This window comes from Frateuria sp. GZRR35 (assembly GCF_051900415.1).
Taxonomy (GTDB): Bacteria; Pseudomonadota; Gammaproteobacteria; order Xanthomonadales; family Rhodanobacteraceae; genus Frateuria_A.
Genome location: NZ_JBHZGL010000007.1, coordinates 81259 through 104046, shown reverse-complemented (window position 1 = coordinate 104046; position 22788 = coordinate 81259). Strand labels below are relative to the sequence as shown.

The following is a 22788-nucleotide window of genomic DNA, read 5'->3' as shown; positions in this document are numbered from 1 at the left end:
CCCGTGAAACGACTGCTGCTGATCCTGTTCGCCCTGCTTCTGGCCGCGACCGCCCACGCGGCCTCGCCGCTGCCTTCCGATTCGCTCTATCAGCTGTCGGTGCCGCTCACCGACCAGGACGGCCATGCCGCGCCGTTCGCCGCGGGCCGCGGTACGCCGCAGATCGTGAGCATGTTCTATACCTCCTGCACGATGGTCTGCCCGATGATCATCGACACGATGAAGGCGACCCGCCGCGCCGCCGGCGAGCCGGCCCACCTGCACCTGCTGGCGGTGAGCTTCGACCCCGAGCGCGACGACATCGCCGCGCTGCGCCGCTACGCCGCCACGCATAAGCTCGACCTGCGCTGGTGGACGCTGGCGCGCACCGCGCCGCAGGACACCCGCTCGCTCGCCGCGCTGCTCGGCGTGCAATACCGCAAGCTGCCCGATGGCGAGTTCAACCACTCCAGCGCGTTGTTGCTGCTGGATGCGGAGGGACGCATCGTGGCGCGCACCAACATCATTGGGCGTACCGATCCCGAGTTCGTCGCTGCGGTGCGCAAGGCCACCGGCGGTTGACCCTTCGGCAGGAGCCGCCGTCCGCCGCGTGAGCACCTTGGCCGTGGTCGCGGAGGCAAGTGAGCGGCCGCAGAGATCGGCTTACGGAGGGCGCAGGGTTTCTCCCGGCCAGGCCGGGTGCCCGGCTGACAGTCCGGGCAAGTGGAGTACTTCACACTGCGACGATAGGGTCCGCCATGGATGGCTCATGCGTCAGCATGCAAAGCGTTCGACCGCCGCGGCACTGCGCCGGGAAATGACCGAAGCCGAGCAACGGCTCTGGTTCCACCTGCGCAGGCGGCAATTGGGTGGGTTCCGGTTCCGGCGGCAGCATCCGGTGGGGCCGTTCGTGGTGGATTTCATCTGCATCGAGCGACGACTGGTCGTTGAGGTGGACGGTTCGCAGCATCTGGAGTCGGCCACCGACCGGGCGCGTGACGCCTGGCTACGAGGGCGTGAGCTGCAGGTGCTTCGGTTCTGGAACCATGACGTGCTTGAGCGTATGGGGCAGGTGCTTTCGGCGATGCTGCAAGTGCTCGGCGAGGCTTCCCCCATCCGCCCTCCGGGCACCTTCCCCCGCGCGCGGGGGAAGGATCGGTAGCGTGACGCTCGAGGAGGGTCGGCAATGCGTGGCGGTGTCGATGTGCCTGGAACATGAGGTGCTTGAGCGTACGGAGCAGGTGCTTTCGGCGATGCTTCAAGTGCTCGGCGAGGCTTCCCCCATCCGCCCTTCGGGCACCTTCCCCCGCGCGCGGAGGAAGGATCGGTAGCGTGTCTCGCTAAGCGGTGGTTGGATCCTTCCCGCGCGGTAGCGGGTCCCGCGAGGAGCGTCGGCCTGGCGTGGAGTTGGATCCTTCCCCCGTTCCACGGGGGAAGGTGCCCGAAGGGCGGATGGGGGAGGCCTTGCGACGAACCCGCACTGATACAGGTCATGGCCCCGGCCGCCGGGCCGGCGCAAGCTGCGAGCAGCCGACATTCTGCGAGGGCCGCACATGGCCACCTGGTATCCCTGGATCCTGCTGCTCCACCTGAGTTGCGCGATCGTGTTCGTCGGCGCGGCCGCGTTCGAAGTGCTGGTGCTGGAAGGCCTGCACAAGCGCTTCGACGCCGCGACGATGGCCACCATCGAACAGGCGGTGATGGCGCGCGTGCGCCGCTTCATGCCGGTCGTGGTGCTACTGCTTTTCCTGAGCGGCGGCATGCTGTTCGACATCCGCTGCGACGGCATCGCCTGTGTCGGCACGCGCTTCGGTGGATTCCTGCTGCTCAAGGTGACGCTGGCGTTCGCCGTGCTGGGGGTTCGTCAACGCCGTGTGGGCCGGCGCGCGCGGGCGCATGAGCGTGTGCCGCTTCCGCCATACCCACCGCGTGGTGCTGGCCTTGATGATCGGCATCGTGTTCCTGGCCAAGACCATGTTCTACTTGTAGGTCTCACCACTAGGAGAAAGCGTCATGTCGCAAGTGAAGTTCAAGGGCGAGCCGGTCGAGGTCAACGGGAACTTCCCGGCCAAGGGCGCGCAGGCGCCGGCGTTCACGCTGGTCGGCAAGAGCCTGGCGGACGTGGCGCTGTCCAGCTATGCGGGGCAGCGCAAGGTGCTCAACATCTTCCCCAGCATCGACACCGGCGTGTGCGCCACCTCGGTGCGCCGCTTCAACGAGATGGCCGCGAAGCTTTCCAACACGGTGGTGCTGTGCATCTCGGCCGACCTGCCGTTCGCGCAGTCGCGCTTCTGCGGCGCGGAGGGGCTGGAGCGGGTGGTGACGCTTTCGACCATGCGCGGGCGGGAGTTCCTGGTCGACTACGGCGTGGCGCTCACCACCGGGCCGCTGGCCGGGGTGGCGGCGCGTGCGGTGGTGGTGCTGGATGCGGACAACCGCGTGCTGCACGCGCAGCTGGTCGATGAGCTCACGCACGAGCCGGACTACGACGCGGCGCTCGCGGCACTGGGCTGACGGAACCCGGCAGCTTTTCGCAAGACATCCCCATCCGCCCTCACTCGCGCCATCCATGCGCTCGCCCCTTTTAGGGGCCAGCTTTGCCGATCTGCCGGCGCTCCTGCGCCGGCAGATCGGGCACCTTCCCCCGCAGGCGGGCAAGGATCCGGTGCGCGCGTCTTGCGATGGCTGAACTCACCCGGCAATCCCCCAAGTGAGCCTTCCCCCGTTTACGGGGGAAGGTGCCGACAGGCGGATGGGGGAGGGCGGAGCGCGCGGCTCCGCGTTCCTGAAAAAAACGAAAACCACGACAGCGCACAGGCGCGCGCCTGCTGGCAGATCAGCGGCGGACGGAAATCAACGGCACGCCAATACCGCGGGCGTCGGGGTTCAAGCCCAGGCCGTATTTCAGGCTGCGGCCGATGCGCTCGGCGTAGTCGACCATCTGCTGCGCGCTGGCCTCGTCCAGCTCATCGGCGCAGGTGGCGCGCCACAGCGCAAGCCAGTGGTCGAAGTGTTCGGCGCGGATCGGCAGCGGGCGGTGCATCGCCATCGGGTTGCCGCGGTAGCTCGCCGCGCCCAGCGCCACCGAGCACCAGAAGCGGGTGAGCAGGCGCTTGTGCTCGGGCCAGTCGTGCACGACGACGTTGAACACCGGGCCGATCACCGCGTCGGCGGTGACCTTGTCGTAGAAGCGGTCGACCAGGCGGGCGATCGCGGATTCGTCAAGCGTGGTATCGCGCATGTCTCTGCCGGTGGGCCGTGCCGCGGGCGGCCCGCGGCACGGCGGTTTCATTTTACTTGGCGCGGCTGATCGTGCCCTTCATCAGCGCGGCGTGGCCCGGGAACGAGCAGAAGAACTCGTAGTCCTGGCCAGGCTTGAGCGCGTCGACCTTGAAGGTGGTCGAGTCGCTCTCGCCACCGCCGATGATCCTGGTGTGCGCGATGACGCGGCTGTCGCCGGGCTTCAGGTAGTCGTTGTCGATGCCGGCCTTGGCACCGTCGGCGACGACGCCCGGCTCGTCGGAGGTTTTGGACACCACGAAGTTGTGGCCCATCGCGGCCTTGGGCAGCTTGCCCACGTGCGTGAGCGTCACGGTGAACTGCTTGCAGGTGTTGGGCACCACGATCGACTTCTGGTCGAACTGCATGGCGTCGTTGCCCTGGATGGTGGTCGAGCAGTTGGATGCGGCCCAGGTCGGCGCGGCGGCCAGGCCAAGCAGGGCGAAAGCGAACAGACGACGTTTCACGGGGTGTCTCCTTTGCTACCGGGGGAAGCGGAATCCTGCGGCGCCGCGTCGTCGGCCTGGCCGGGGACGGGTTCGTCCTCCATCAGCGGCAGCACGGCGGGGCTGTCCAGGTCGTCGAACTGCTGGTGGTTGGCGGCCCAGAAGAACAGCGCCACGGCGATCAGCACGACCAGGCCGGTGACCGGGATCAGCACCAGCAGGATGTTCATGCGCGCAGCGCCGGGCGGACGGGTGCGCGGCCCACGCGCAGGCCATTGAGCACGACCAGCAGCGAGCTGACCGACATGCCGATCGCCGCCAGCCACGGTGGCACCAGTCCGGCCGCGGCGAACGGCACTGCGAGAAGGTTGTAGGCCAGCGACCAGCGCCGGCCCTGCGCCACCACGTGGGCGAGCTGGCGGGCGACGTGGCGGGCCTGCAGCAGGCCGTCCAGGCGTCCGCGGGGGAGCAGCAGGTCGGCATGCGCCTGCGCCAGGTCGGTGCCGGAGGCGAGCACGGCAGAGACATCCGCGCCGGCAAGCGCCGGGGCGTCGTTGCTGCCATCGCCGACGGCCAACGTGACCTGGCCCTGCACGCGCGCCACCTGCAGCAGCGCGAGCTTGTCGGCAGGCGACTGGCGTCCGGCCCAGCGCTTGACGCCCAGCGCGTTGGCGACGGGCGCCACGCGGGCGCGGGTATCCCCGCTGGCGAGCACGGTGACGATGCCCTCGCCGCGCAGCGCCTGCAGCGTGGCGGCGGCGTCGCTGCACGGCGCTTCGCTGATGTGGAAGGCGGCCAGCGGGCCATCAAGGTCGGCCAGCATCAGCGTGACGGCGGCGCTGGCCGGCGCGGCGCAACCGCTCGGCGCCAACGCGAAGTCGGGGCGGCCCAGGCGCAATGCGCGGCCCTCCACCTCGGCACCGATCCCGGCGGCGGCGGTGACTTTGAGATCCCGCGCCGGTGGTGTGTCTCCTGTCCACGCGGCGGCCAGCGCCATGGCCAGCGGATGGGTGCTCTCGCGCGCCAGCGCGGCAGCCAGGCGCAACGCCTGTGTCGGCGCCAGGCCGTCGCGCAGCGGCTCGATCGCGTCCGGCTCCAGCCAGGGCGTGGTCAGCGTGCCGGTCTTGTCGAACAAGGCGTAGTCGACGCGGGCGAGGGTGTCGAGCGCGGCCGGTTCGGTCACCAGCACGCCGCGCCCGGCGAGCACCGCGAGCGCGCGGGTGACCGCCGCAGGCCGCGTCAGCGCGAAGGCGCAGGGACAGGCGACCACCAGTACGGCCACCGCTGTATCGAACGCGCGCGTGCGGTCGAGCCATAGCCAGGCCAGCGCGGTGAGCAGGGTCAGCACCAGCACGCGCAGCACGAAGCGCGTGGCCTCGCGGTCGGCGGCGTCGTCACCGGGCCGCGCCTGGCGCGCGCGGCCGGCCAGCTGGCCCAGGCGCGCGGCGGTGGTGTCATCGCCGCTGTGCTCCACGCGCAGTTCGGCCGGGCTGCCCAGCACCACGGAACCTGCGACCAGGCGCTCGCCGCGCTGGCGCCGGCGCGGACGCGATTCGCCCGACAGCAAGGCCTCGTCGACCTCGACGGCGTCGCTTTCCAGCACGCCGTCGGCCGGCACGGTGCCGCCTTCGGCAATGCGCACGCAATCGCCGGGCACCAGTTCCAGCGCGGGCACGGTCTCCAGGCTGCCGTCGGCGCGGCGACGCTCGGCCAGCAGCGGGGTGGCGTCCTGCGCGGCCTCGCCCAGCGCACCGCTGGCATGGCGGGCGCGCAGTTCGACGTGGCGCGCGGCCAGCAGCAGGAACACGAACATGCTGACCGAATCGAAGTAGATCTCGCCGTGCCCGCGTACGGTGCTCCACACGCTGGCGCCGAAGGTCAACACCACGGCCAGCGACACGGTGAGGTTCACGCCGAGCCGGCGCGTGCGCACTTCGCGCCAGGCGCCGAGGAGGAACGGTTGCGCCGAATAGGCGACCACCGGCGCGGTGGTGAGCAGGCTCAGCCAGCGGAACAGCCCGCGCGTGGTGAAATCGACGAAATCGACCACGCCGATGTACATGACGAAGGCATAGGTCATCACCTGCATGGCGCACATGCCGGCGACCAGCAGGCGCTTGAGGGCGTCGTTGGCTTCGCCGCTGCGCGCATCGTCGATGTGTTCGCGGCGCAGCGGCCGCGCGCTGCACTGCTCGGCACCAAAGGCGTCGAGCAGTTGCGGCAGGCCCAGGCGGTCAGGGTTCCACACGACGCGCGCACGCTGCGCGCGGGCATCGATCGCCACGCGGGCTACGCCCGGCAGGGCATGCAGGCGCTCGTCCAGGCGCAGCACCTGGCGTGGGTCGGTGAGCCCTTCCACCCGCAGCGCGATTTCCGCTCGGCCGTCGCGTCGCGGCCGGATCACCTGCGCGGCGAGGCGCGGATGCAGCCACGCCGCGTGCGCGCCGGCGGCATTCATGGCCGCTGCCCAGGCGTACCGGTGGCGTCAGGCGACGGCGAGGCCTTGGCGCCCGCCTCCTGGCCGGTCAGCTGCTTTTCGCGTGCCGGTGCATGCATCGGCATGTCCAGCAACGTGTGCGGACGCTCGGTCATGTCCAGCGGCAGGTCCGCGTGGCGCGAGCCGAGCACGATCGTCCAGATGCAACCGGCCAGCGAGGCGGCAAAGATCACCGCCCCGAGCCATAGCACGGGTTGCCGATACCAAGCGTCGGCCGCGGCGGACGCCTCAGCGGGACGCTTGTGCTGCTGCATCGCCCTGGTGCGACAGGTGGTAGACGTAGGCGGCCAGCACGCGGATCTGGTCGTCGGTAAGACGCTTGCTCCACGCCGGCATGTGACCCTGGCGACCGCCGCCGATGGTGCGCACGATATCCTCGAACTTGCCGCCATGCAGCCAGATCTTGTCGGTCAGGTTGGGCGCGCCCAGCGCGGGATTGCCCTTGCCCTGCGGACCGTGGCAGGCGGCGCAGGTGGTGAACAGCGGCTGGCCCGCGGCCGCGCGACCCTCGTCGTGCGACGAGCCGGACAGGCTCAGCACGTAGTTGGCCAGGTTCTTGACGTTGTCCTCGCCCAGGCTCGCCCACGGCGGCATCAGTCCGCTGCGGCCGTCATGAATGGAGGAGAGGATGTCCTTGCCGCTGCCGCCGTAGAGCCAGTCGTCGTCGATCAGGCTGGGCGCACCCAGTTTGACGTTGCCGTAGCCGCCGCGGCCATGGCAGGCGGCGCAGTTGTCCACGAACAGGCGCTCGCCCATCTGCTGCGCGGCCGGGTCCTCGGCCAGCTGCTCGACCGGGTACTTGCGGAAGCGCTCGATCAGGTCGTCCAGCTTGGCGTTGTTGGCCGCCTCGTCGCGCGCCAGCTCGCCGTGCGCGGTCCAGCCGAGCGTGCCCTTGTGGTTGCCGAAGCCGGGATAGAACACCAGGTAGAGCGCGCCGGCCACGAACATCGAGCCGGACAGCAGCAGCCACCACAGCGGCAGGTTGCGCACGCCTTCGCGGATCGTGCCGTGCGCCCACACGTGACCGCTGGTGTCGTCCGGCAGCGTCGGAATCTTCGCCCGCGGCGCCCACAGGAACAGCAGGAACGTGATGCCAAAATTTAGCACCACCAGGAACATCACCCACAACGACCAACCCGCGCTCACGGCTGCCCACCTTTGTTGTTCTTGTCTGCGCCCGTGCGCGGCTCGCCCGGCGCCGGACCCTCTGGTTTGTCTTCCATGGGAAGCTCGCTCATCCGCTTGAAGGTGGAGCGATGGCGCTTGCGCCAGGCCCAGATCCAGATGCCGATGAACACCAGCATCAACAGCACCGTGACAATGCCGGTTAGGTGACCCCAGAACGGATTCATCATCGGATGGTTCATGGCGCGCCTCCATGGCCGACAGGCACCGGTACGGTCGCCGCCGGCTCGTTCTGGATACCCAGGCCCTGCAGGTAGGCGATCAGCGCGTCCATCTCGGTCTTGCCGGCCAGCGCCTTGGGCGCGCTGGCGATGTCCGCGTCGGTGTACGGATCGCCCAGCTTGCGCAAGACGCGCATGCGCGCCTGGATGTCCTCGGCGTTGATCGTGTTGTGCTCGAGCCAGTCGTACTGCGGCATGTTCGACTGCGGCACGACCTGGCGGGGGTTTTCCAGGTGCAGGCGCTGCCAGTCGTCGGTGTACTTGCCGCCCACGCGCGCCAGGTCCGGCCCGGTGCGCTTGGAGCCCCACTGGAACGGCCGGTCATAGACCGATTCCTGCGCGGTGGAGAAGTGGCCGTAGCGCTGGGTCTCGGCGCGCAGCGCGCGGATCATCTGCGAGTGGCACAGGTAACAGCCCTCGCGCACGTAGACGTCCTTGCCGGCCAGGCGCAGCGGGTCGTAGGGCTTGACCCCCAGCGGCGCCTTCACCGCATGGGCTTCCATGAACAGCGGGGTGATCTCGGCCAGGCCGCCGATCGACACCATGATCGCCGTGAGGATGCCCAGCAGCGCGGCATTCTTCTCGATGATTTCGAAATGCTTGTAAGCCATCTGGTCGTGTTCCTCAGCCCACACTCGGCAGCGGTTCGGGTACCTGGTGCGGGTCGGGCTCGGGGATCGGCACCGGGATCGGCTTGATCAGCCGCGCGCGCGCATCGGCGGCGGTGTGCCACAGGTTCCAGGCCATCAGCACCATGCCGACGAGGATCACCACGCCGGCGAACCAGCGCGTCCAGTACGCCGGCTGGATTGCCAGCAGGCTGTCGATGAACGGGTAGGTGAGCGAGCCGTCGGGCAGCGTGGCGCGCCACATCAGGCCTTCGGTGACGCCGGCGACCCACATCGAGCCGACGTACAGCACCACGCCGAAGCAGTGCAGCCAGAAATGCCATTCCATCGCCTTCTGCGAATACATCTTCGGCTGGCCGAGCGCGCGCGGCGCCATGGCGTAGAGCGAGCCGATGGTGATCATCGCCACCCAGCCCAGCGCGCCGTTGTGCACGTGCGCCACAGTCCAGTCGGTGTAGTGCGAGAGCTGGTTGACGGTCTTGACCGCCATCATCGAGCCCTCGAACGTGCTGCCCGCGTAGAAGACCAGCGACAGCACCATGAACTTGGCGGCCGGGTCGACCTTGAGCTTGGGCCAGGAGCCGTTGAAGGTCATCAGGCCGTTGGCAGCCGAACCCCAGCTGGGCATCAACAGCACCAGCGAGAAGGCCATGCCAACCGACTGCACCCAGTCCGGCAGCGCGGTGTACATCAGGTGGTGCGCGCCGGCCCACATGTACACCGAGATCAGTGCCCAGAAATTGACGATCGAGAAGCGGTAGCTCCACAGCGGCTGTTGCGCCTGGCGCGGCACGAAGTAGTACATCATCCCGAGGAAGCCGGCGGTCAGGAAGAACGCCACCGCGTTGTGGCCGTACCACCACTGCACCATCGCATCGACCACGCCCGAGTAGATCGGGTAGGACTTCGACAGCGACACCGGCAGCACCAGGTTGTTGACGATGTGCAGCAGGCCGACCGCGATGATCCACGCGCCGTAGTACCAGTTGGCCACGTAGATGTGGCGGATGCGCCGGCGCGCCAGCGTGCCGAAAAACACTACGCCCAGGCTCACCCACACCACCGCAATGATGATGTCGACCCACCATTCGGGCTCGGCGTATTCCTTGCTCTGGGTCAGACCCAGCGGCATGGTGATCATTGCCGCGAGGCAGGCGACCTGCCAGCCCCAGAAAGTGAACGAGGCGAGCTTCGGATAGGCCAGCCGCGTGTGGCCGGTGCGCTGGACCACGTAGTAGCAGGTGCCGATCAGCGCCGAGCCACCGAAGGCGAAGATCACGCCGAAGGTGTGGTCGGGCCGGATGTGGCTGAACGTCAGCCAGGACGTATCGAAATTGAACAGTGGCCACGCCAGCTGTGCGGCGGCGAGCACGCCGACCGACATGCCGACGATGCCCCACACGGCCGCCGCCAGCAGGAACTGACGCACGACCTTGTCGTTGTAGTACTCGGTGTTGGGCATGGATGTTTCCCGGGGAAATGCCGCCTATTTTCCGGGCGCGGCCGCTCGCTTCGCTTGACCTGAGTCAAAGCGCCGCGGCAAACGGACGCGTCGGCGATGCGGTCGGTTGTCGCACAGGCCATGCGCGTCGCGAACGAGCCTTGGCCGGCGTCTGTCGGAACCTGTGCGCCGCATGTTCCGGTTGGCGCGTCGCCGCGCGGTGAACCTGCGCGTGACCGGATCGCATCCGACCGCGCCTGATTTGAATCAGGGCGCCCGTTGGCGTGAGCGGCCATGCTTGCGGGCAGTGAAAGTCGGGTACCGCCCATGACGCACGTCGTCACTGAGAACTGCATCAACTGCAAGCACACCGACTGCGTGGATGTGTGTCCGGTCGATGCCTTCCACGAGGGGCCGAATTTCCTGGTCATCAATCCTGACGAATGTATCGATTGCACGCTCTGCGTGGAGGAGTGCCCGGTGGGCGCGATCTTTCCCGAACTGGACATCCCTGCCGGCCAGGAGGGCTTCCTGGCGATCAACGCCGAACTGGCGCTCGAGTGGCCGGTGATCACGACCAAGGTTCCCGCGATGGATGACGCCGAGCGCTGGGACGGCGTACCCGGCAAGCTGCCACTGCTCAAGCGTTGATGACGCCGCTGGCTGTTCCTCTTCCCTCGGGGAGCGGGTTGGGGTGAGGGGCCGGGCTCGCGGGGATGCCCGCAGTAGCGCTGCCTTGCTTGTCGTGCCCGCGACTGGGCTCGCCTGCCGCGGGCTTCCGATCGCCTGCCGGCGCTCGGGTCACTTTCTTTGCTGGCCCAAAGAAAGTGACCAAAGAAATGGCCTGCTAAGCCCGGTGAGGGATAAGAGCTAGGTGCCGTCTCGCTTTGCTCGGTCAGTCGCTTGCTCTTAGAGGAGCTGCCGCCGCTTCACCGCGGGCGCTCGGGAGCTGAGGCAAGAGGGCTTGCGCGTTTGGGTGCGCGAGCTCCGCACTTTGCTCCCTCTCCCCTCCGGGGAGAGGGCTGGGGTGAGGGGCCGGGGCTCGCGGGGATGCCGGCAAGAGCGGCTGCCTCCCTTTTCCCTTCGAAGGCTCGGATGAGGGGCGGGACTGGCCGCGAAAGCAGGAAAAGGCGACGCCGCCGCTTGATCAAGAAAGGGGAAGATGAGGCCCGGGCGAGCCTCAACCCTTCTGCGGCACCCGTCGCAGGTTCAGTGCGTAACCGATCGCCAGCACCAACGCGACGACCGCTTGTGCCGCGACCGACTGCCATGTCGGATAGATGCCCAGCAACTCGATCCGCGGCAGTGGCGCCACGTGCACGCCGATCCAGCCCGCTTCCTGCAGTGCGGCGATGCCCTTGCCGGTCAGCACCACTGCCAGCAGGGCGATCAGCGCGGAGCTGGCGGAGAAGAACTTGCCCAGCGGCAGTCGCCGGCTGGTGCGCAACAGCAGCCAGGCGATCGCGGCGAGGGTCAGCGCGCCGGTGCCGATGCCGCCGAGCAGCCAGCCGCGTGGGCCCTCGTTCCACATGGCGACGTAGAAGAGGATCGTTTCGAACACTTCGCGGTAGACCGAGATGAATGCCAGGCCGAACAGGAACCAGGCCGAGCGGTCCAGCGTGGCTGCCATCTTGGCCTTCAGGTACGCCTGCCAGCGGCCACCCACGCTCTTGCGGTGCATCCACAGGCCCACGCACAACAGCACAGCCGCGGCGAACAGCGACGACAGCCCTTCGGTCAGTTCGCGCCCTGCGCCGCTGATTGCCACCGCGTAGCTCGCCACCGCCCAGGTGGCCAGGCCGGCGAGCAGCGCCAGGCTCCAGCCGGCGTGCACGTAGCGCAGCATCGCCGGACGCTCGGCCTTGCGCAGGAAGGCGAGCAGCGCGACTACCACCAACAGTGCTTCCAGCCCCTCGCGCACCAGGATGGTCCAGGCACCAAGGAACGCCGAGGCGGCGTCGGCCGAGCCGCCGGCGAGGGTCGCCTGGGCGCGTTGCAGCAGGGCGTCGGCGGCCCGTTCGCGGGCCTCCACGTCGGCCTGGCCGCTGCTGACCGCGGTGCGGTAGGCGCCCATCGCGGTTTCCAGTTGGGAGCGCAGCGCGCCGTCGCGTGCATTCAGCTGAGGCTCGACCGGTTCGACCCCGTCCAGGTAGGCCGAGAGCGCCAGCCGCTGGGCCTCGCCACGATCGCCCTGGCGCCATGCGGCGAGGCTGGCGGCCAGTTTCTCGCGCGCCAGCGCCAGGCCGGAGTGCGACTGCGGCAGCGCGTGCGGATAGGCACGCAGGTAACCCAGGATCGCGCGGGCCTGCTGCTCACCCAGTGCGGGGGCGAGATCGGCGACGCGGGCGCGCGAAAGCTCCTCCAGGTTGCCCAGGCGCTGACGGGCGAGCGCATTGTCCTTCCATGCGTGCACGCCTTCGCCGGCGCGGTGCGCGTAGGCAAGCGAGCCGACGTAATAGGCCAGCGACCAGCGGTCGTCGACCGACAGTTGATCGGCATAGGCCGTCATCGCGGTGCCGTTCACGCCGTGGGTGATCGCCTCGTACAGCGACAGCACGCTGCGCTGGTCGGCGCGCGTGCGGTCGGTGAAGTCGATCGGCGGCGGGTCGAGGTTCGCCGCGGCCGGGCCGTTGCCCTGGCCGTTGGCGCCGTGGCAGGCGGCGCAGGTCTGTTGATACAGCGCCGCGCCGCGCGCGAGGTCGGGCAGGCGCGAGGGCGCGGTGGGGACCGGGTAGGCGGCGAGCAGGGCGTCGGCCAGCGCGTGGGCCTGGCGCGCGACATCGGCGGTGGCGGCCTTGGCGTCGATCGAGTGCACCAGCCCAGTGGCCTGCGCCTGCAGCGCCGGCGACGCCGGGCTTGCCGGAAATTGCGCCAGGCGCTGGCGCACGGTGGCGGCGAACTCGCGCATCTCGGCATATTCGGAGGCGCTGACGACGTTGCCGTCATGCACCGCGCCGGCGTAATCGGTGGCCAGATAGTCGAGCATTTGCCAGGTCTGACTGACCGTGGCCGGTGCCGGCAGGGCGGTCGTGGTGGCCGCGGCGGGGCTCGTGGGCAGGGCCCGGGCGAAGGTGGGGCACCCGGCCGCCAGCAGGGTGCAGGCCAGCATCCATGCCGACGCCTTGTTGAGAATGCCTATCATTGCCTAAGTATAGGCTGGAACCGCCCGGGCGGCGTGAGGCGTGTCCGCATGCCGCAGCCGCGGGAATCGACCGCCGTTGCGCCCGGAACAAAAAAGGCCGGGACCCGACGGTCCCGGCCCTTCGCTGCGCGCCGGCTCCGCAGGGAGCCGGCAGGCGCCGGTTACTTGGCCACCACGCGCACCATTTCCAGGCACTTGTTCGAGTAGCCCCACTCGTTGTCGTACCAGCTGACCAGCTTGACGAAGGTGGGATCGAGCGCGATGCCGGCGTCGGCGTCGAAGATCGAGGTACGGGCATCGCCGCGGAAGTCGGTGGCGACGACCTTGTCCTCGGTGTAGCCCAGGACGCCCTTGAGCGCGCCTTCGGACTGTGCCTTCATCTCCGCGCAGATCTCGGCGTAGGTCGCCGGCTTTTCCAGCTCGACGGTGAGGTCGACCACGGATACATCCGAGGTCGGCACGCGGAAGGACATGCCGGTGAGCTTCTTGTTGAGCTCGGGGATCACCACACCCACGGCCTTCGCGGCACCGGTGGAGGAGGGGATGATGTTCTCCAGGATGCCGCGGCCGCCGCGCCAGTCCTTGTTGGACGGGCCGTCCACGGTCTTCTGCGTGGCGGTGGCGGCGTGCACGGTGGTCATCAGGCCGCGCTTGATGCCCCACTTGTCGTTAAGCACCTTGGCCACCGGCGCCAGGCAGTTGGTGGTGCACGAGGCGTTGGAGATGATCGTCTCGCCGGCGTACTTCTGGTGGTTCACGCCGTAGACGAACATCGGCGTGTCGTCCTTGGACGGGGCCGACTGGATGACCTTCTTCGCGCCCGCGTCGAGGTGCTTCTGGCAGGTTTCCTTGGTCAGGAACAGGCCGGTGGACTCGATCACCACATCGGCGCCGACCTCGTCCCACTTCAGGTTGGCCGGATCGCGCTCCTGCGTGAGGCGGATGCGCTTGCCATTGACCACCAGCTGCCCGTCCTCGATCGACACCTCGCCCTTGAAGCGGCCATGCACGGAGTCATAGCGCAGCATGTAGGCCAGGTAGTCGGGCTCGAGCAGATCGTTGATGGCGACGATTTCGATGTCCGCGAAATTCTGCACGGCGGCGCGCAGCACGTTGCGGCCGATGCGGCCGAAGCCGTTGATCGCGACCTTGATGGCCATGGGCAAGCATCCTCTTGGGTTCAGTGAAGCGGTGGAGCGGCGACGTTTCGGGTCACCTGAAACGTCCATTTTAGCGCCGAATGCGGTCACGGGACCGTATACCGCCCGGCCCGCTTCGCGCGGCACCTGCCTGTCTGGGCAGCTATCGACATGGCCGCTGTGTCGCGGCTGCTTGTGCAAGCCATGCACGCCATACTTCCCAACGAGCACCGATTCCAACGGAGCGCCGCCATGCAGGCACAGATCACCCCCTTCTTCCACGCGGCCACCTCCACCTGGAGCTACCTGCTGTGCGACCCGGCCACGGGCCACGCGGCGATCATCGACGCGGCACTGGACTTCGATGCGGCCAGTGGGGAGGTCGGCCATGCCAGCGCAGCGGCCATCCTCGACGCGGCCGCACGCGCCGGCGCGCAGGTGCGCTGGATCCTCGAAACCCACGCCCACGCTGACCACCTTTCCGCCGCCGCGTGGCTGAAAGAGCGCACTGGAGCGCACACGGCGATCGGTGCCGGCATTACGCAGGTGCAGGAAACTTTCCGCCAGCGCCTGGGCCTGGCCGCCGACGAACCGCATCTGGACGGCAGCGCCTTCGACCGGCTGCTGCACGATGGCGACGAACTGCCACTGGGCGAGCTGGCGATCCGCGTGATCGCCACGCCCGGCCATACCGCCGACAGCGTGAGCTATCTGATCGGCGATGCGGTATTCGTCGGCGACACGCTGTTCTCGCCGGCCGCCGGTTCGGCGCGCTGCGATTTCCCCGGTGGCGATGCGCACGCGTTGTTCCGATCGGTGTGGCGGATCTACGGCCTGCCCGCGACGCGCATGTTCCTGGCGCACGACTACCCACCGGCGGGCGAGGCGGTGCGGGCGGAAGTGCCGATGGCCGAGCAGCGCCAGTCCAACAAGCACATCCGCGAGGGCGTGGACGAGGCCAGCTTCGTCGCCATGCGCCAGCAACGCGACGCCGGATTGCCTCCGCCGCGGCTGCTATGGCCAGCGCTGCAGGTGAACATCCGCGGTGGTCGACTGCCATTGCCCGAAGCCAACGGCCAGCGCTACTTCAAGCTGCCGTTGCAATCGCGCGACTAAGACGCTGTGGCACACTCGCCCGCCCGCCAAGTCTGCACTCGCCGTCGATGATCGCCCTGCGCCGTACCGCCGTTTTCCTGCTCGCCTGTGTTCTGCTGGTTCCCAATGCCCACGCCTGGGGGCCGGACGGCCATCGCATCGTGGCCGAACTCGCCCAGCGCCACCTGAGCCCCGCCGCCGAGGCGCAGGTCGAGCGGCTGCTGGCTCCCGAGCACACCCGCCGGCTGGCCGACGTGGCCACCTGGGCCGACGACGTCCAGGACGATTCCGCGCAGCAGGCGCTGTGGAAGGCCACGCGCGGGATGCACTACATCAACTTTGCCAATCGCGATTGCGATTACCAGCCTCCGCGCGACTGCCGGCAGGGGCGCTGCGTCGTCGCAGGCCTCGAGCACTACGTGGCCGTGCTGGGCGACCGCAACCAGAGCGATGCGGCCCGCCGCGAGGCGCTGAAGTTCGTCGTGCACTTCGTCGGCGACGTGCACCAGCCACTGCACGCCGGCTACCGCCCCGACAAGGGCGGCAACACCTACCAGGTGCAGTTCCAGGGCAAGGGCAGCAACCTCCACCGCGTGTGGGACTCGGGGATGCTGCGCACGCGCGGGCTGGACTGGCAGCACTACGCCCAACGGCTCGATGCGCGCCCGATGGTCGCATTGCCGCCCGACCGCGCCACGCCGTTCGTGGCCTGGGCGGAGGAATCCTGTCGTCTGACACGCGACCTCTATCCGGACGGCCATACGGTTGGCGCCTCCTACCTGGAGGCCGAGCTGCCGCTGGCCGAGAAGCGCCTGCGCCAGGCGGGGCGGCGGCTGGCCCAGTTGCTCAATCGCACGCTGGGGTGAGTGCCTCGCCTTTTTCCGGATAGGGCGGGGCGCAAGGCCAGGGCCGGGATGGGTGTCCCGTCACACTGCATACGATTGCACCCGGGCCGCCCTCTCGCCGGCATCTGCTAGCCTCGCCGGCATGAACGCCGAAAACCACCTGCGCCGCACCAAGATCGTCGCCACCTTAGGTCCCGCCACCGACGCGCCGGGCATGCTCGCGCGGCTGATCGCCGAGGGCGTGGACGTGGTCCGCCTCAACCTCTCGCATGGCCAGCCGCAGGACCACCGCGCGCGCGCCATGGCGGTACGCGAGGCGGCGCAGGCGGCCGGACGCGAAGTGGGCATCCTGGCCGACTTGCAGGGTCCCAAGATTCGCATCGAGAAATTCGCGCACGGCCCGATCGAGCTGCACCCGGGCGATCCGTTCGTGCTCGACTGCGCGCCCGACGCCCCGGCTGGCGACAGCACCCGCGTCGGCGTCAGCTACCACCAGCTTCCGCAGGACGTGGCCGCCGGCGACGTGCTGCTGCTGGACGACGGCCTGGTCGCGCTGCGCGTGGTCGCGGTCGAAGGCGCGCAGGTGCGCTGCGAGGTGCTGATCGGCGGCAAGCTGTCCGACCGCAAGGGCCTCAACCGGCAGGGGGGCGGCCTCTCCGTGTCCGCGCTGTCGGACAAGGACCGCGCGGATATCCAGCTGGCCGCCGAAATCGGCGCCGATTTCCTTGCTGTCTCGTTCGTGCGTTCGGCCGCCGACATGGAACAGGCCCGCCGTCTGCTGCGTGAGGCCGACGGCCAGGGCGCGCTGGTCGCCAAGATCGAGCGCGCCGACGCCATTCCCGTGCTGGGCGAGATCATCGATGCCTCCGATGCCGTGATGGTGGCGCGCGGCGATCTGGGCGTGGAAATCGGCGATGCCGAATTGCCCGGCCTGCAGAAGAAGATCATCCGCGAAGCGGTCGCCCGCAACCGCGCGGTGATCACCGCCACGCAGATGCTGCAGTCGATGGTCACCGCGCCGATCCCGACCCGCGCCGAGGTGCTCGACGTCGCCAATGCGGTGATCGACGGTACCGATGCGGTGATGCTTTCGCAGGAGACCGCCGCCGGTGCGCATCCGGACGTGGCGGTGGCCGCCATGCGCCGTATCTGCCTGGGCGCCGAGCGCCAGTTCGAGCCGAAGGAAGACCTCTCCACCGCGGTGCACCGGCTCGATCGCGCCGACCAGGCGATCGCGCTGGCCGCGATGGTGCTGGCGGGCCAGCTCGGCGTGCGCGCATTGATCGCGCTGACCGAGTCCGGCGCTACTGCGCAATGGCTTTCGCGCTATCGCAGTGCGGTGCCGATCTATGCGCTCTCGCCGTCCGCCGACGCGCGCCGGCGCATGCTGCTGCTGCGCGACGTGCAGCCGGTCGCCTTCACCGAGGTCAGCCAGAGCTCGGCGGCCAACGCACGCGAGGCGGTGCGCCAGCTGTTCGCCCAGGGCAAGCTCGCCGAGGGCGACCGCGTGGTGCTGACCCAGGGCGACCGCGTCGGCGCCGGTGGCGGCACCAACACGCTCAAGCTGTTGCTGGTTGGCGCCGAGGGCATCGTCGAGAGCCTGCGGGACCTTTAAGCACGGTTCTTCGCCTCCTGTCCCCTCCGAAAAGAGGATCGAGGTGAGGGGCCGGGCTCGCGGGGCAGCTCATCAGCCTTGCCAACAGCCTTCCAAAAGCCCCGCGCGCCGCCAGTTTCCCGCAACAGCCGCCCCTCGCCCCAGGCCTCTCCCCCGGAAGGGAGAGGGCGCCAACGCCGCGGCCATGCCCTGCGGCGCTACACTGGCCAGCCCCACGCCAGGAGGTTGCCATGAACCCGACCGTCCGCCGTCTCCTCTTCGCGACGCTGCTGGCCGCCGGCCTGCCGGCCGCGGCGCAGTCGCAGCACCGGGTCGATCCGCAGCACCTGTACGACTACTGGATCCTCTTGAACCAGAACGTTGCCGTCGACGTGCCCAACAGCGCACGCAACGTCAACCAGCCCGGCTGCGCCGCGGTGAGCTACATGATCGGTTCCGACGGTGTGCCGCGTAACCTCAAGGTCGAGAAAGTGGTGCCCAAGGGCGACTTCGGCCAGATCGCCATGAGCGCGGTCTCCAACTTCCGCTACGGCCCGTCGCTGTCCAACCAGAACCATGATCCGGTGGATACCTACTACGTGGTGCCGTTCAACGCGCCTTCCGACGCCGCCGGCCAGAAGCAGGTCATGGCTCCGTGCCAGTTGCCCGGCTACACAAACTAGTCTTGCCGCGCCGTCACCACGGCGTTGACACCAAGTCGTTATAATCGGCGGTTCTTTGAACTGCCGTCCCGTCCGGGGCGGCCAAATCCATTGCGGTGACCCCGCCCCGTCTGCACGGAGTCGTTTCATGAGCATCGAAGATCTCGAAAGCATCGCCCAGGCGATGGTCGCGCCCGGGAAGGGCATCATCGCCATCGACGAGTCGACCAACACGATCAAGAAGCGCTTTGAGGCGGTCGGCATCGAGAACACCGAAGAGAACCGCCGCGCCTACCGTGAGCTGCTGCTCACCGCGCCGGGCCTTTCCGAGCACATCTCCGGCGCGATCCTGTTCGACGAGACGATCCGCCAGAAGACCAAGGATGGCGTGCCCTTCACCGAGGTGATGAAGAAGAACGGCATCATCCCGGGCATCAAGGTCGACAAGGGTCCGGTGCCGCTGGCCGGCTTCCCGGGCGACGTGGTCACCGAGGGCCTGGATGGCCTGCGTGACCGCCTGGCCGAGTACGTCAAGCTGGGCGCGCAGTTCGCCAAGTGGCGCGCGGTGATCAACATCTCCGACGACAACCCCAGCTCGACCGCGATCGAAGCGAACGTTCACGCGCTCGCCCGCTATGCGGCGCTGTGCCAGGAAGCCGGCCTGGTGCCGATGGTCGAGCCGGAAGTGATCATGGACGGCGACCACTCGATCGAGGTCAGCTACGAAGTGCACGAGGCGGTGCTGCGCAGCCTGTTCAACGCGCTGTACGAGCAGAACGTGATGCTCGAGGGCACCATCCTGAAGGTCAGCATGGTCATCCCCGGCAAGGGTTGCGAGGAGCAGGCCGAAGTCGAGGAAGTGGCCGAGGCGACCGTGCGCGTGCTCAAGAGCACGGTGCCGGCCTCGCTGCCGGGCATCGTGTTCCTCTCCGGTGGCCAGACCGACGAGCAGTCGACCGCGCACCTGAACGCCATGAACCACATCGGCCCGCATCCGTGGCCGCTGTCGTTCTCCTATGGTCGCGCCATGCAGCAGGCGGCGCTCAAGCTGTGGTCCAAGGACATGAAGGCCAATTACGCCGAGGCGCAGAAGACGGTCGCCGCGCGTGCCAAGGAGAATGGCCTGGCGGCGCTGGGGCAGTGGAACGGCTGAGTTTCCAGGCCGGGTTTGTGAAAGAGGGCGCCGCAAGGCGCCCTTTTTTTGCTCTGCTCCCTCGCCCCTCCGGGGAGAGGGCTGGGGTGAGGGGCCGGGGCTCGTGGGGCTGTCTGCGGGAGCGCTGCCTTGCTTGTCGTTCTTGCGCAGCCTCCCCGCGACTGGGCTCGCCTGCCGCGGGCTTCCGATCACCTGCCGGCGCTCGGGGGCTGAGCAGGAGGCAGCGGCCGGTCTGTGTGCTTGCGAAACTTGCTCCCGCTCCGAAGGGGCTGGCCAAAAAGAAGGGCGCCCGAGGGCGCCCTTCTTTTCAATGACGGCGCGTCCGTGCGCCCGCGGATCAGAACCGGTACTCGGCGCTGACCGATACCATGTTGGTATCGAGATCGACGTTGTTCTTCGATGCATCGTAGTGATCGTAGTTCAGGCCGATGCTGGCGTTGTTGCTGAAGTCATAGCCCACGCCCGCGCCGGCGTACCAGCTGGTGTCGTCCAGGCTCTTGCGGACGGGGTTCACGTCATTGGACAGGCCGTGGCCCTTCCAGCTGTACAGGCCCGTGCGTGCGCTGACGTACCAGTTCGGCGCCAGGTTGAAATGGCCGTTCACGCCGGCGGTCCAGCCGTGCAGCTGCGAGCGGCCCTGCTCGATCACGTCATTGCTGTTGAAGATGTTCTTGACGTGGATGTTGCCCAGGTCGTTGTAGCCCACCTCGGCGCCCAGCGCCACGGACGGGGTGATCGCCCAGCGGTAGCCGCCGCCGATCGCGTAACCGGTGTCGTGGTCGTCGTACGGGCCGTTGTTGATCGTGGTGCGGCCCACGTTGCCGTTGACGAACCAGCCGTCGTTGTGGGTCGGCGCACTCTGCGCGAACGCGGCGGGAACGGCCAGCAGGCCAGCGGAAGCAAAGGCAAGGGCAAGCAGCGTCTTTTTCATGGGAGATTCTCCTGTTGTTGTGGCGATCGCGGGGATCGATCGCTTGCGTGCGCCAGATAAAGGGGATGGCGACACACGGTTCCTTGGATGCGGCCGGTGCGCGAAAGATTCAATGCGCATGAGAAACCCGGTAATTTGCGGTTAAGTTCCACGGTCCAAGTCGTATGGACGCCTGGACGTCCTTCTCCCGCTTCTAGAAGTAGAGGAAGGTGTTCGAAAAGCAGTCCCGGCCTCCAGGCGTGGCGCACGAACTTTGCGCAGGACCATTGGAACGGGCGCTACCTGAAGATCCGCGTTATCGCGTGCGTTCCGGTTAAGGCGAAATTAATCGCCGCGGCAAGGGCCTGTGCGCGGCAACGCGACAGCCATACCCCCGATCGGCGACAATTGGCGCTTTGCCGCTTGCCCGGAGATCCGACCGATGACCACCCGCCGCGAACTCGCCAACGCCGTGCGCGCCCTCGCCATGGACGCCGTCGAGGCGGCCAAGTCCGGCCACCCGGGCATGCCCATGGGGATGGCCGACATCGCCGAAGTGCTGTGGAACGATTTCCTCAAGCACAATCCGGCCGATCCGAAGTGGCCCAACCGCGACCGCTTCGTGCTCTCCAACGGCCACGGCTCCATGCTGCAGTACGCGCTCCTGCATCTGGCTGGCTACGACCTGCCGATGGCCGAGCTCAAGCGCTTCCGCCAGCTGCATTCGAAGACCGCCGGCCATCCCGAATACGGCCACACGCCCGGCGTGGAAACCACCACGGGCCCGCTCGGCCAAGGCCTGGCCAACGCCGTGGGCTTCGCGCTCGCGGAGAAGGTGCTGGCCGCGCACTTCAACCGTCCCGACCACACCGTGGTCGACCATCACACCTACGTGTTCCTGGGCGACGGCTGCCTGATGGAAGGCATCTCGCACGAGGCCTGCTCGCTGGCCGGCACCTGGGGCCTTGGCAAGCTGGTCGCGATCTACGATGACAACGGCATCTCCATCGATGGCGAGGTGCATGGCTGGTTCACCGACGACACCGCCAAGCGCTTCGAGGCCTACGGCTGGAACGTGATCCGCGGCGTCGACGGCCATGATGCCGAGGCGATCAAGCGCGCAATCACGCAGGCGACCGCGCAGAGCGGCAAGCCCACGCTGATCTGCGCCAGGACCATCATCGGCTTCGGCGCGCCGCACAAGCAGGGCAAGGAAGAAAGCCACGGCGCTCCGCTGGGCAAGGACGAGATCGCCGCCGCGCGGGAGCAGCTCGGCTGGAGCTACCCGCCATTCGAAATTCCCTCCGAGATCTACGCCGGCTGGGACGCCAAGGCGGCCGGTGCCAAGCGTGAGCAGGAGTGGAACGCCACGCTCGACGCCTACGCCAAGGCGCATCCGGAGCTGGCTGCCGAGTTCAAGCGCCGCCTCGCGGGCGAGCTGCCGGCCGACTGGGCCGACAAGGCGCAGGCCTACATCGCGAAGATGCAGGCCGAGGGCCCGGAAGTGGCCTCGCGCAAGGCCTCGCAGATGGCGCTGGACGCCTTCGGTCCGTTGCTGCCGGAACTGATCGGCGGCTCCGCGGACCTGGCCGGCTCCAACCTCACCAAGTGGAAGGGAAGCAAGGACGCCGGCAACGGCAACAGCAGCGAAGGCCAGGGCAACTACGTCTACTACGGCGTGCGCGAGTTCGGCATGACTGCGATCGCCAACGGCCTGGCGCTGCACGGCGGCTTCATTCCCTACGACGCCACCTTCCTGGTGTTCTCCGACTACGCGCGCAACGCCGTGCGCATGAGCGCGCTGATCCCGGCGCACGCCATCCACGTCTACACCCACGACTCGATCGGCCTGGGCGAGGACGGTCCGACCCACCAGCCGGTCGAACACCTGGCCAGCCTGCGCTACATCCCGAACAATCAGGTGTGGCGCCCGTGCGATGCCGTCGAGTCGGCCGTGTCCTGGAAGGCCGCGATCGAGCGCAAGGGCAACCCGGCCTGCCTGGTGTTCTCGCGCCAGAACCTCAAGCACCAGCAGCGCAGCGAGCAACAGGTCGCCGACATCGCGCGCGGCGCGTACGTGCTTTCCGATCCGGCCGACACCAAGTTCAAGGCGATCATCATCGCCACCGGCTCGGAGGTGGAGCTGGCCATGGAAGCGGCGCGCACGCTGGGCCAGCAGGGCGTGCCGGTGCGCGTGGTGTCGATGCCCTGCACCGAGGTGTTCGACGAGCAGCCGGCGGAATATCGCGAGGGCATCCTGCCGTCGTGGTGCCGCGCACGCGTGGCGGTGGAAGCGGGCACGGCCGACTACTGGCGCAAGTACGTGGGCCTGGACGGCGAAGTCATCGGCATGACCGGCTTCGGCGCCTCGGCGCCCGCGCCACAGCTGTTCGAGCACTTCGGGTTCACCGTCACCAACGTGGTGGACGCAGTCAAGCGCACCATCGGCTGATTGCCACCGCGTGGCGGCTCATGTAGGAGCGCACCTGTGCGCGACCACGATGCATGGCGGTCGCGCACAGGTGTGCTCCTACAAGGGACCTCGAAAACTCGGCAAGCTTCAGGCTCCTG

The 22788-nt window shown here is 68.3% G+C and carries 23 protein-coding genes; 10 read left to right on the top strand and 13 right to left on the bottom strand.

Features of this window, described 5'->3' with window-relative positions; all coding sequences use genetic code 11:
• Window positions 1–3 precede the first annotated feature (3 nt).
• Both ACFWZ3_RS10250 and ACFWZ3_RS10245 read left to right on the top strand, forming a co-directional pair.
• Entirely contained in the window at window positions 4–561 is a 558-nt protein-coding gene (locus ACFWZ3_RS10250) for an SCO family protein (RefSeq protein WP_439707637.1), read from the top strand.
• Window positions 562–748: 187 nt separating this feature from the next.
• A complete protein-coding gene (locus ACFWZ3_RS10245; protein ID WP_439707636.1) occupies window positions 749–1141 on the top strand; it encodes an endonuclease domain-containing protein in 393 nt (130 codons plus the stop codon).
• 574 nt (window positions 1142–1715) lie between these two features.
• Here ACFWZ3_RS10245 and ACFWZ3_RS10240 read toward each other — a convergent pair.
• Entirely contained in the window at window positions 1716–1934 is a 219-nt protein-coding gene (locus ACFWZ3_RS10240) for a hypothetical protein (protein ID WP_439707635.1), read from the bottom strand.
• Between the two features lie 58 nt (window positions 1935–1992).
• Here ACFWZ3_RS10240 and tpx point away from each other — a divergent pair, with 58 nt between their 5' ends.
• A complete protein-coding gene (gene tpx / locus ACFWZ3_RS10235; RefSeq protein WP_439707634.1) occupies window positions 1993–2493 on the top strand; it encodes a thiol peroxidase in 501 nt (166 codons plus the stop codon).
• Window positions 2494–2815: 322 nt separating this feature from the next.
• On the opposite strand, the gene ACFWZ3_RS10230 is transcribed toward tpx, so the two are convergent.
• The 9 genes from ACFWZ3_RS10230 to ccoN are packed head-to-tail and all read right to left on the bottom strand — an operon-like array spanning window position 2816 to window position 9698.
• The gene (locus ACFWZ3_RS10230; protein WP_439707633.1) at window positions 2816–3220 is read right to left on the bottom strand and encodes a group III truncated hemoglobin; all 405 of its coding nucleotides are present in this window, start codon (window positions 3218–3220) and stop codon (window positions 2816–2818) included.
• Window positions 3221–3272: 52 nt separating this feature from the next.
• Window positions 3273–3725, bottom strand: coding sequence for an azurin (gene azu, locus ACFWZ3_RS10225; protein WP_439707632.1), 453 nt, complete (start codon window positions 3723–3725; stop codon window positions 3273–3275).
• Complete coding sequence (gene ccoS, locus ACFWZ3_RS10220; protein WP_439707631.1) at window positions 3722–3934, bottom strand: cbb3-type cytochrome oxidase assembly protein CcoS; 213 nt, start codon at window positions 3932–3934, stop codon at window positions 3722–3724. The genes azu and ccoS overlap by 4 nt, the downstream gene beginning before the upstream one ends.
• Complete coding sequence (locus ACFWZ3_RS10215; RefSeq protein ID WP_439707630.1) at window positions 3931–6162, bottom strand: heavy metal translocating P-type ATPase; 2232 nt, start codon at window positions 6160–6162, stop codon at window positions 3931–3933. The genes ccoS and ACFWZ3_RS10215 overlap by 4 nt, the downstream gene beginning before the upstream one ends.
• A complete protein-coding gene (locus ACFWZ3_RS10210; RefSeq protein WP_439707629.1) occupies window positions 6159–6455 on the bottom strand; it encodes a hypothetical protein in 297 nt (98 codons plus the stop codon). The genes ACFWZ3_RS10215 and ACFWZ3_RS10210 overlap by 4 nt, the downstream gene beginning before the upstream one ends.
• Complete coding sequence (ccoP, locus tag ACFWZ3_RS10205; protein WP_439707628.1) at window positions 6430–7347, bottom strand: cytochrome-c oxidase, cbb3-type subunit III; 918 nt, start codon at window positions 7345–7347, stop codon at window positions 6430–6432. Before ccoP ends, ACFWZ3_RS10210 begins: the two co-directional genes overlap by 26 nt.
• A complete protein-coding gene (locus ACFWZ3_RS10200) occupies window positions 7344–7568 on the bottom strand; it encodes a cbb3-type cytochrome oxidase subunit 3 (RefSeq protein ID WP_439707627.1) in 225 nt (74 codons plus the stop codon). The genes ccoP and ACFWZ3_RS10200 overlap by 4 nt, the downstream gene beginning before the upstream one ends.
• Entirely contained in the window at window positions 7565–8218 is a 654-nt protein-coding gene (gene ccoO, locus ACFWZ3_RS10195; RefSeq protein WP_439707626.1) for a cytochrome-c oxidase, cbb3-type subunit II, read from the bottom strand. Before ccoO ends, ACFWZ3_RS10200 begins: the two co-directional genes overlap by 4 nt.
• A 13-nt stretch (window positions 8219–8231) precedes the next feature.
• Complete coding sequence (gene ccoN, locus ACFWZ3_RS10190) at window positions 8232–9698, bottom strand: cytochrome-c oxidase, cbb3-type subunit I (protein ID WP_439707625.1); 1467 nt, start codon at window positions 9696–9698, stop codon at window positions 8232–8234.
• Window positions 9699–10004: 306 nt separating this feature from the next.
• Here ccoN and fdxA point away from each other — a divergent pair, with 306 nt between their 5' ends.
• Window positions 10005–10328, top strand: coding sequence for a ferredoxin FdxA (fdxA, locus tag ACFWZ3_RS10185; protein ID WP_439707624.1), 324 nt, complete (start codon window positions 10005–10007; stop codon window positions 10326–10328).
• A gap of 529 nt (window positions 10329–10857) precedes the next feature.
• Here fdxA and ACFWZ3_RS10180 read toward each other — a convergent pair.
• Both ACFWZ3_RS10180 and gap read right to left on the bottom strand, forming a co-directional pair.
• Complete coding sequence (locus ACFWZ3_RS10180) at window positions 10858–12786, bottom strand: FTR1 family protein (protein WP_439707623.1); 1929 nt, start codon at window positions 12784–12786, stop codon at window positions 10858–10860.
• Between the two features lie 194 nt (window positions 12787–12980).
• Window positions 12981–13979 (bottom strand): type I glyceraldehyde-3-phosphate dehydrogenase, encoded by a 999-nt coding sequence (gene gap / locus ACFWZ3_RS10175; RefSeq protein ID WP_439707622.1) that lies wholly within the window; start codon window positions 13977–13979, stop codon window positions 12981–12983.
• Between the two features lie 231 nt (window positions 13980–14210).
• On the opposite strand from gap, the gene ACFWZ3_RS10170 reads away from it, so the two are divergent.
• From ACFWZ3_RS10170 to ACFWZ3_RS10150, 5 genes are all read left to right on the top strand, one after another.
• Window positions 14211–15074: an MBL fold metallo-hydrolase gene (locus tag ACFWZ3_RS10170; RefSeq protein ID WP_439707621.1), complete on the top strand. Its 864-nt coding sequence runs from the start codon at window positions 14211–14213 to the stop codon at window positions 15072–15074.
• Window positions 15075–15121: 47 nt separating this feature from the next.
• Window positions 15122–15919: a S1/P1 nuclease gene (locus ACFWZ3_RS10165; protein WP_439707620.1), complete on the top strand. Its 798-nt coding sequence runs from the start codon at window positions 15122–15124 to the stop codon at window positions 15917–15919.
• Between the two features lie 121 nt (window positions 15920–16040).
• A complete protein-coding gene (pyk, locus tag ACFWZ3_RS10160) occupies window positions 16041–17513 on the top strand; it encodes a pyruvate kinase (protein WP_439707619.1) in 1473 nt (490 codons plus the stop codon).
• A gap of 230 nt (window positions 17514–17743) precedes the next feature.
• A complete protein-coding gene (locus ACFWZ3_RS10155) occupies window positions 17744–18175 on the top strand; it encodes an energy transducer TonB (RefSeq protein WP_439707618.1) in 432 nt (143 codons plus the stop codon).
• 127 nt (window positions 18176–18302) lie between these two features.
• The gene (locus ACFWZ3_RS10150) at window positions 18303–19307 is read left to right on the top strand and encodes a class I fructose-bisphosphate aldolase (protein ID WP_439707617.1); all 1005 of its coding nucleotides are present in this window, start codon (window positions 18303–18305) and stop codon (window positions 19305–19307) included.
• Window positions 19308–19644: 337 nt separating this feature from the next.
• Here ACFWZ3_RS10150 and ACFWZ3_RS10145 read toward each other — a convergent pair whose 3' ends face one another.
• Window positions 19645–20238 carry a porin family protein gene (locus tag ACFWZ3_RS10145; RefSeq protein ID WP_439707616.1) on the bottom strand — a complete coding sequence of 198 codons (594 nt, stop codon included), beginning with the start codon at window positions 20236–20238 and terminating at the stop codon, window positions 19645–19647.
• Between the two features lie 421 nt (window positions 20239–20659).
• On the opposite strand from ACFWZ3_RS10145, the gene tkt reads away from it, so the two are divergent.
• Entirely contained in the window at window positions 20660–22669 is a 2010-nt protein-coding gene (gene tkt, locus ACFWZ3_RS10140) for a transketolase (protein ID WP_439707615.1), read from the top strand.
• Window positions 22670–22788 lie beyond the last annotated feature (119 nt).

Excerpts from the sequence above, each read along its gene's own strand:
- tkt (WP_439707615.1), top strand. The coding sequence starts at position 20,660 with ATGACCACCCGCCGCGAACTCGCCAACGCCGTGCGCGCCCTCGCCATG.
- ACFWZ3_RS10240 (WP_439707635.1), bottom strand. The coding sequence starts at position 1,934 with ATGCCGATCATCAAGGCCAGCACCACGCGGTGGGTATGGCGGAAGCGG.
- ACFWZ3_RS10170 (WP_439707621.1), top strand. The coding sequence starts at position 14,211 with ATGCAGGCACAGATCACCCCCTTCTTCCACGCGGCCACCTCCACCTGG.
- tpx (WP_439707634.1), top strand. The coding sequence starts at position 1,993 with ATGTCGCAAGTGAAGTTCAAGGGCGAGCCGGTCGAGGTCAACGGGAAC.
- ACFWZ3_RS10200 (WP_439707627.1), bottom strand. The coding sequence starts at position 7,568 with ATGAACCATCCGATGATGAATCCGTTCTGGGGTCACCTAACCGGCATT.
- pyk (WP_439707619.1), top strand. The coding sequence starts at position 16,041 with ATGAACGCCGAAAACCACCTGCGCCGCACCAAGATCGTCGCCACCTTA.
- ACFWZ3_RS10180 (WP_439707623.1), bottom strand. The coding sequence starts at position 12,786 with ATGCTGGCCTGCACCCTGCTGGCGGCCGGGTGCCCCACCTTCGCCCGG.
- ACFWZ3_RS10210 (WP_439707629.1), bottom strand. The coding sequence starts at position 6,455 with ATGCAGCAGCACAAGCGTCCCGCTGAGGCGTCCGCCGCGGCCGACGCT.
- ACFWZ3_RS10215 (WP_439707630.1), bottom strand. The coding sequence starts at position 6,162 with ATGAATGCCGCCGGCGCGCACGCGGCGTGGCTGCATCCGCGCCTCGCC.
- ACFWZ3_RS10230 (WP_439707633.1), bottom strand. The coding sequence starts at position 3,220 with ATGCGCGATACCACGCTTGACGAATCCGCGATCGCCCGCCTGGTCGAC.
- ACFWZ3_RS10165 (WP_439707620.1), top strand. The coding sequence starts at position 15,122 with ATGATCGCCCTGCGCCGTACCGCCGTTTTCCTGCTCGCCTGTGTTCTG.
- fdxA (WP_439707624.1), top strand. The coding sequence starts at position 10,005 with ATGACGCACGTCGTCACTGAGAACTGCATCAACTGCAAGCACACCGAC.
- ACFWZ3_RS10245 (WP_439707636.1), top strand. The coding sequence starts at position 749 with ATGCGTCAGCATGCAAAGCGTTCGACCGCCGCGGCACTGCGCCGGGAA.
- ACFWZ3_RS10155 (WP_439707618.1), top strand. The coding sequence starts at position 17,744 with ATGAACCCGACCGTCCGCCGTCTCCTCTTCGCGACGCTGCTGGCCGCC.
- gap (WP_439707622.1), bottom strand. The coding sequence starts at position 13,979 with ATGGCCATCAAGGTCGCGATCAACGGCTTCGGCCGCATCGGCCGCAAC.
- ccoN (WP_439707625.1), bottom strand. The coding sequence starts at position 9,698 with ATGCCCAACACCGAGTACTACAACGACAAGGTCGTGCGTCAGTTCCTG.
- ACFWZ3_RS10150 (WP_439707617.1), top strand. The coding sequence starts at position 18,303 with ATGAGCATCGAAGATCTCGAAAGCATCGCCCAGGCGATGGTCGCGCCC.
- ACFWZ3_RS10145 (WP_439707616.1), bottom strand. The coding sequence starts at position 20,238 with ATGAAAAAGACGCTGCTTGCCCTTGCCTTTGCTTCCGCTGGCCTGCTG.
- ccoS (WP_439707631.1), bottom strand. The coding sequence starts at position 3,934 with ATGAACATCCTGCTGGTGCTGATCCCGGTCACCGGCCTGGTCGTGCTG.
- ccoO (WP_439707626.1), bottom strand. The coding sequence starts at position 8,218 with ATGGCTTACAAGCATTTCGAAATCATCGAGAAGAATGCCGCGCTGCTG.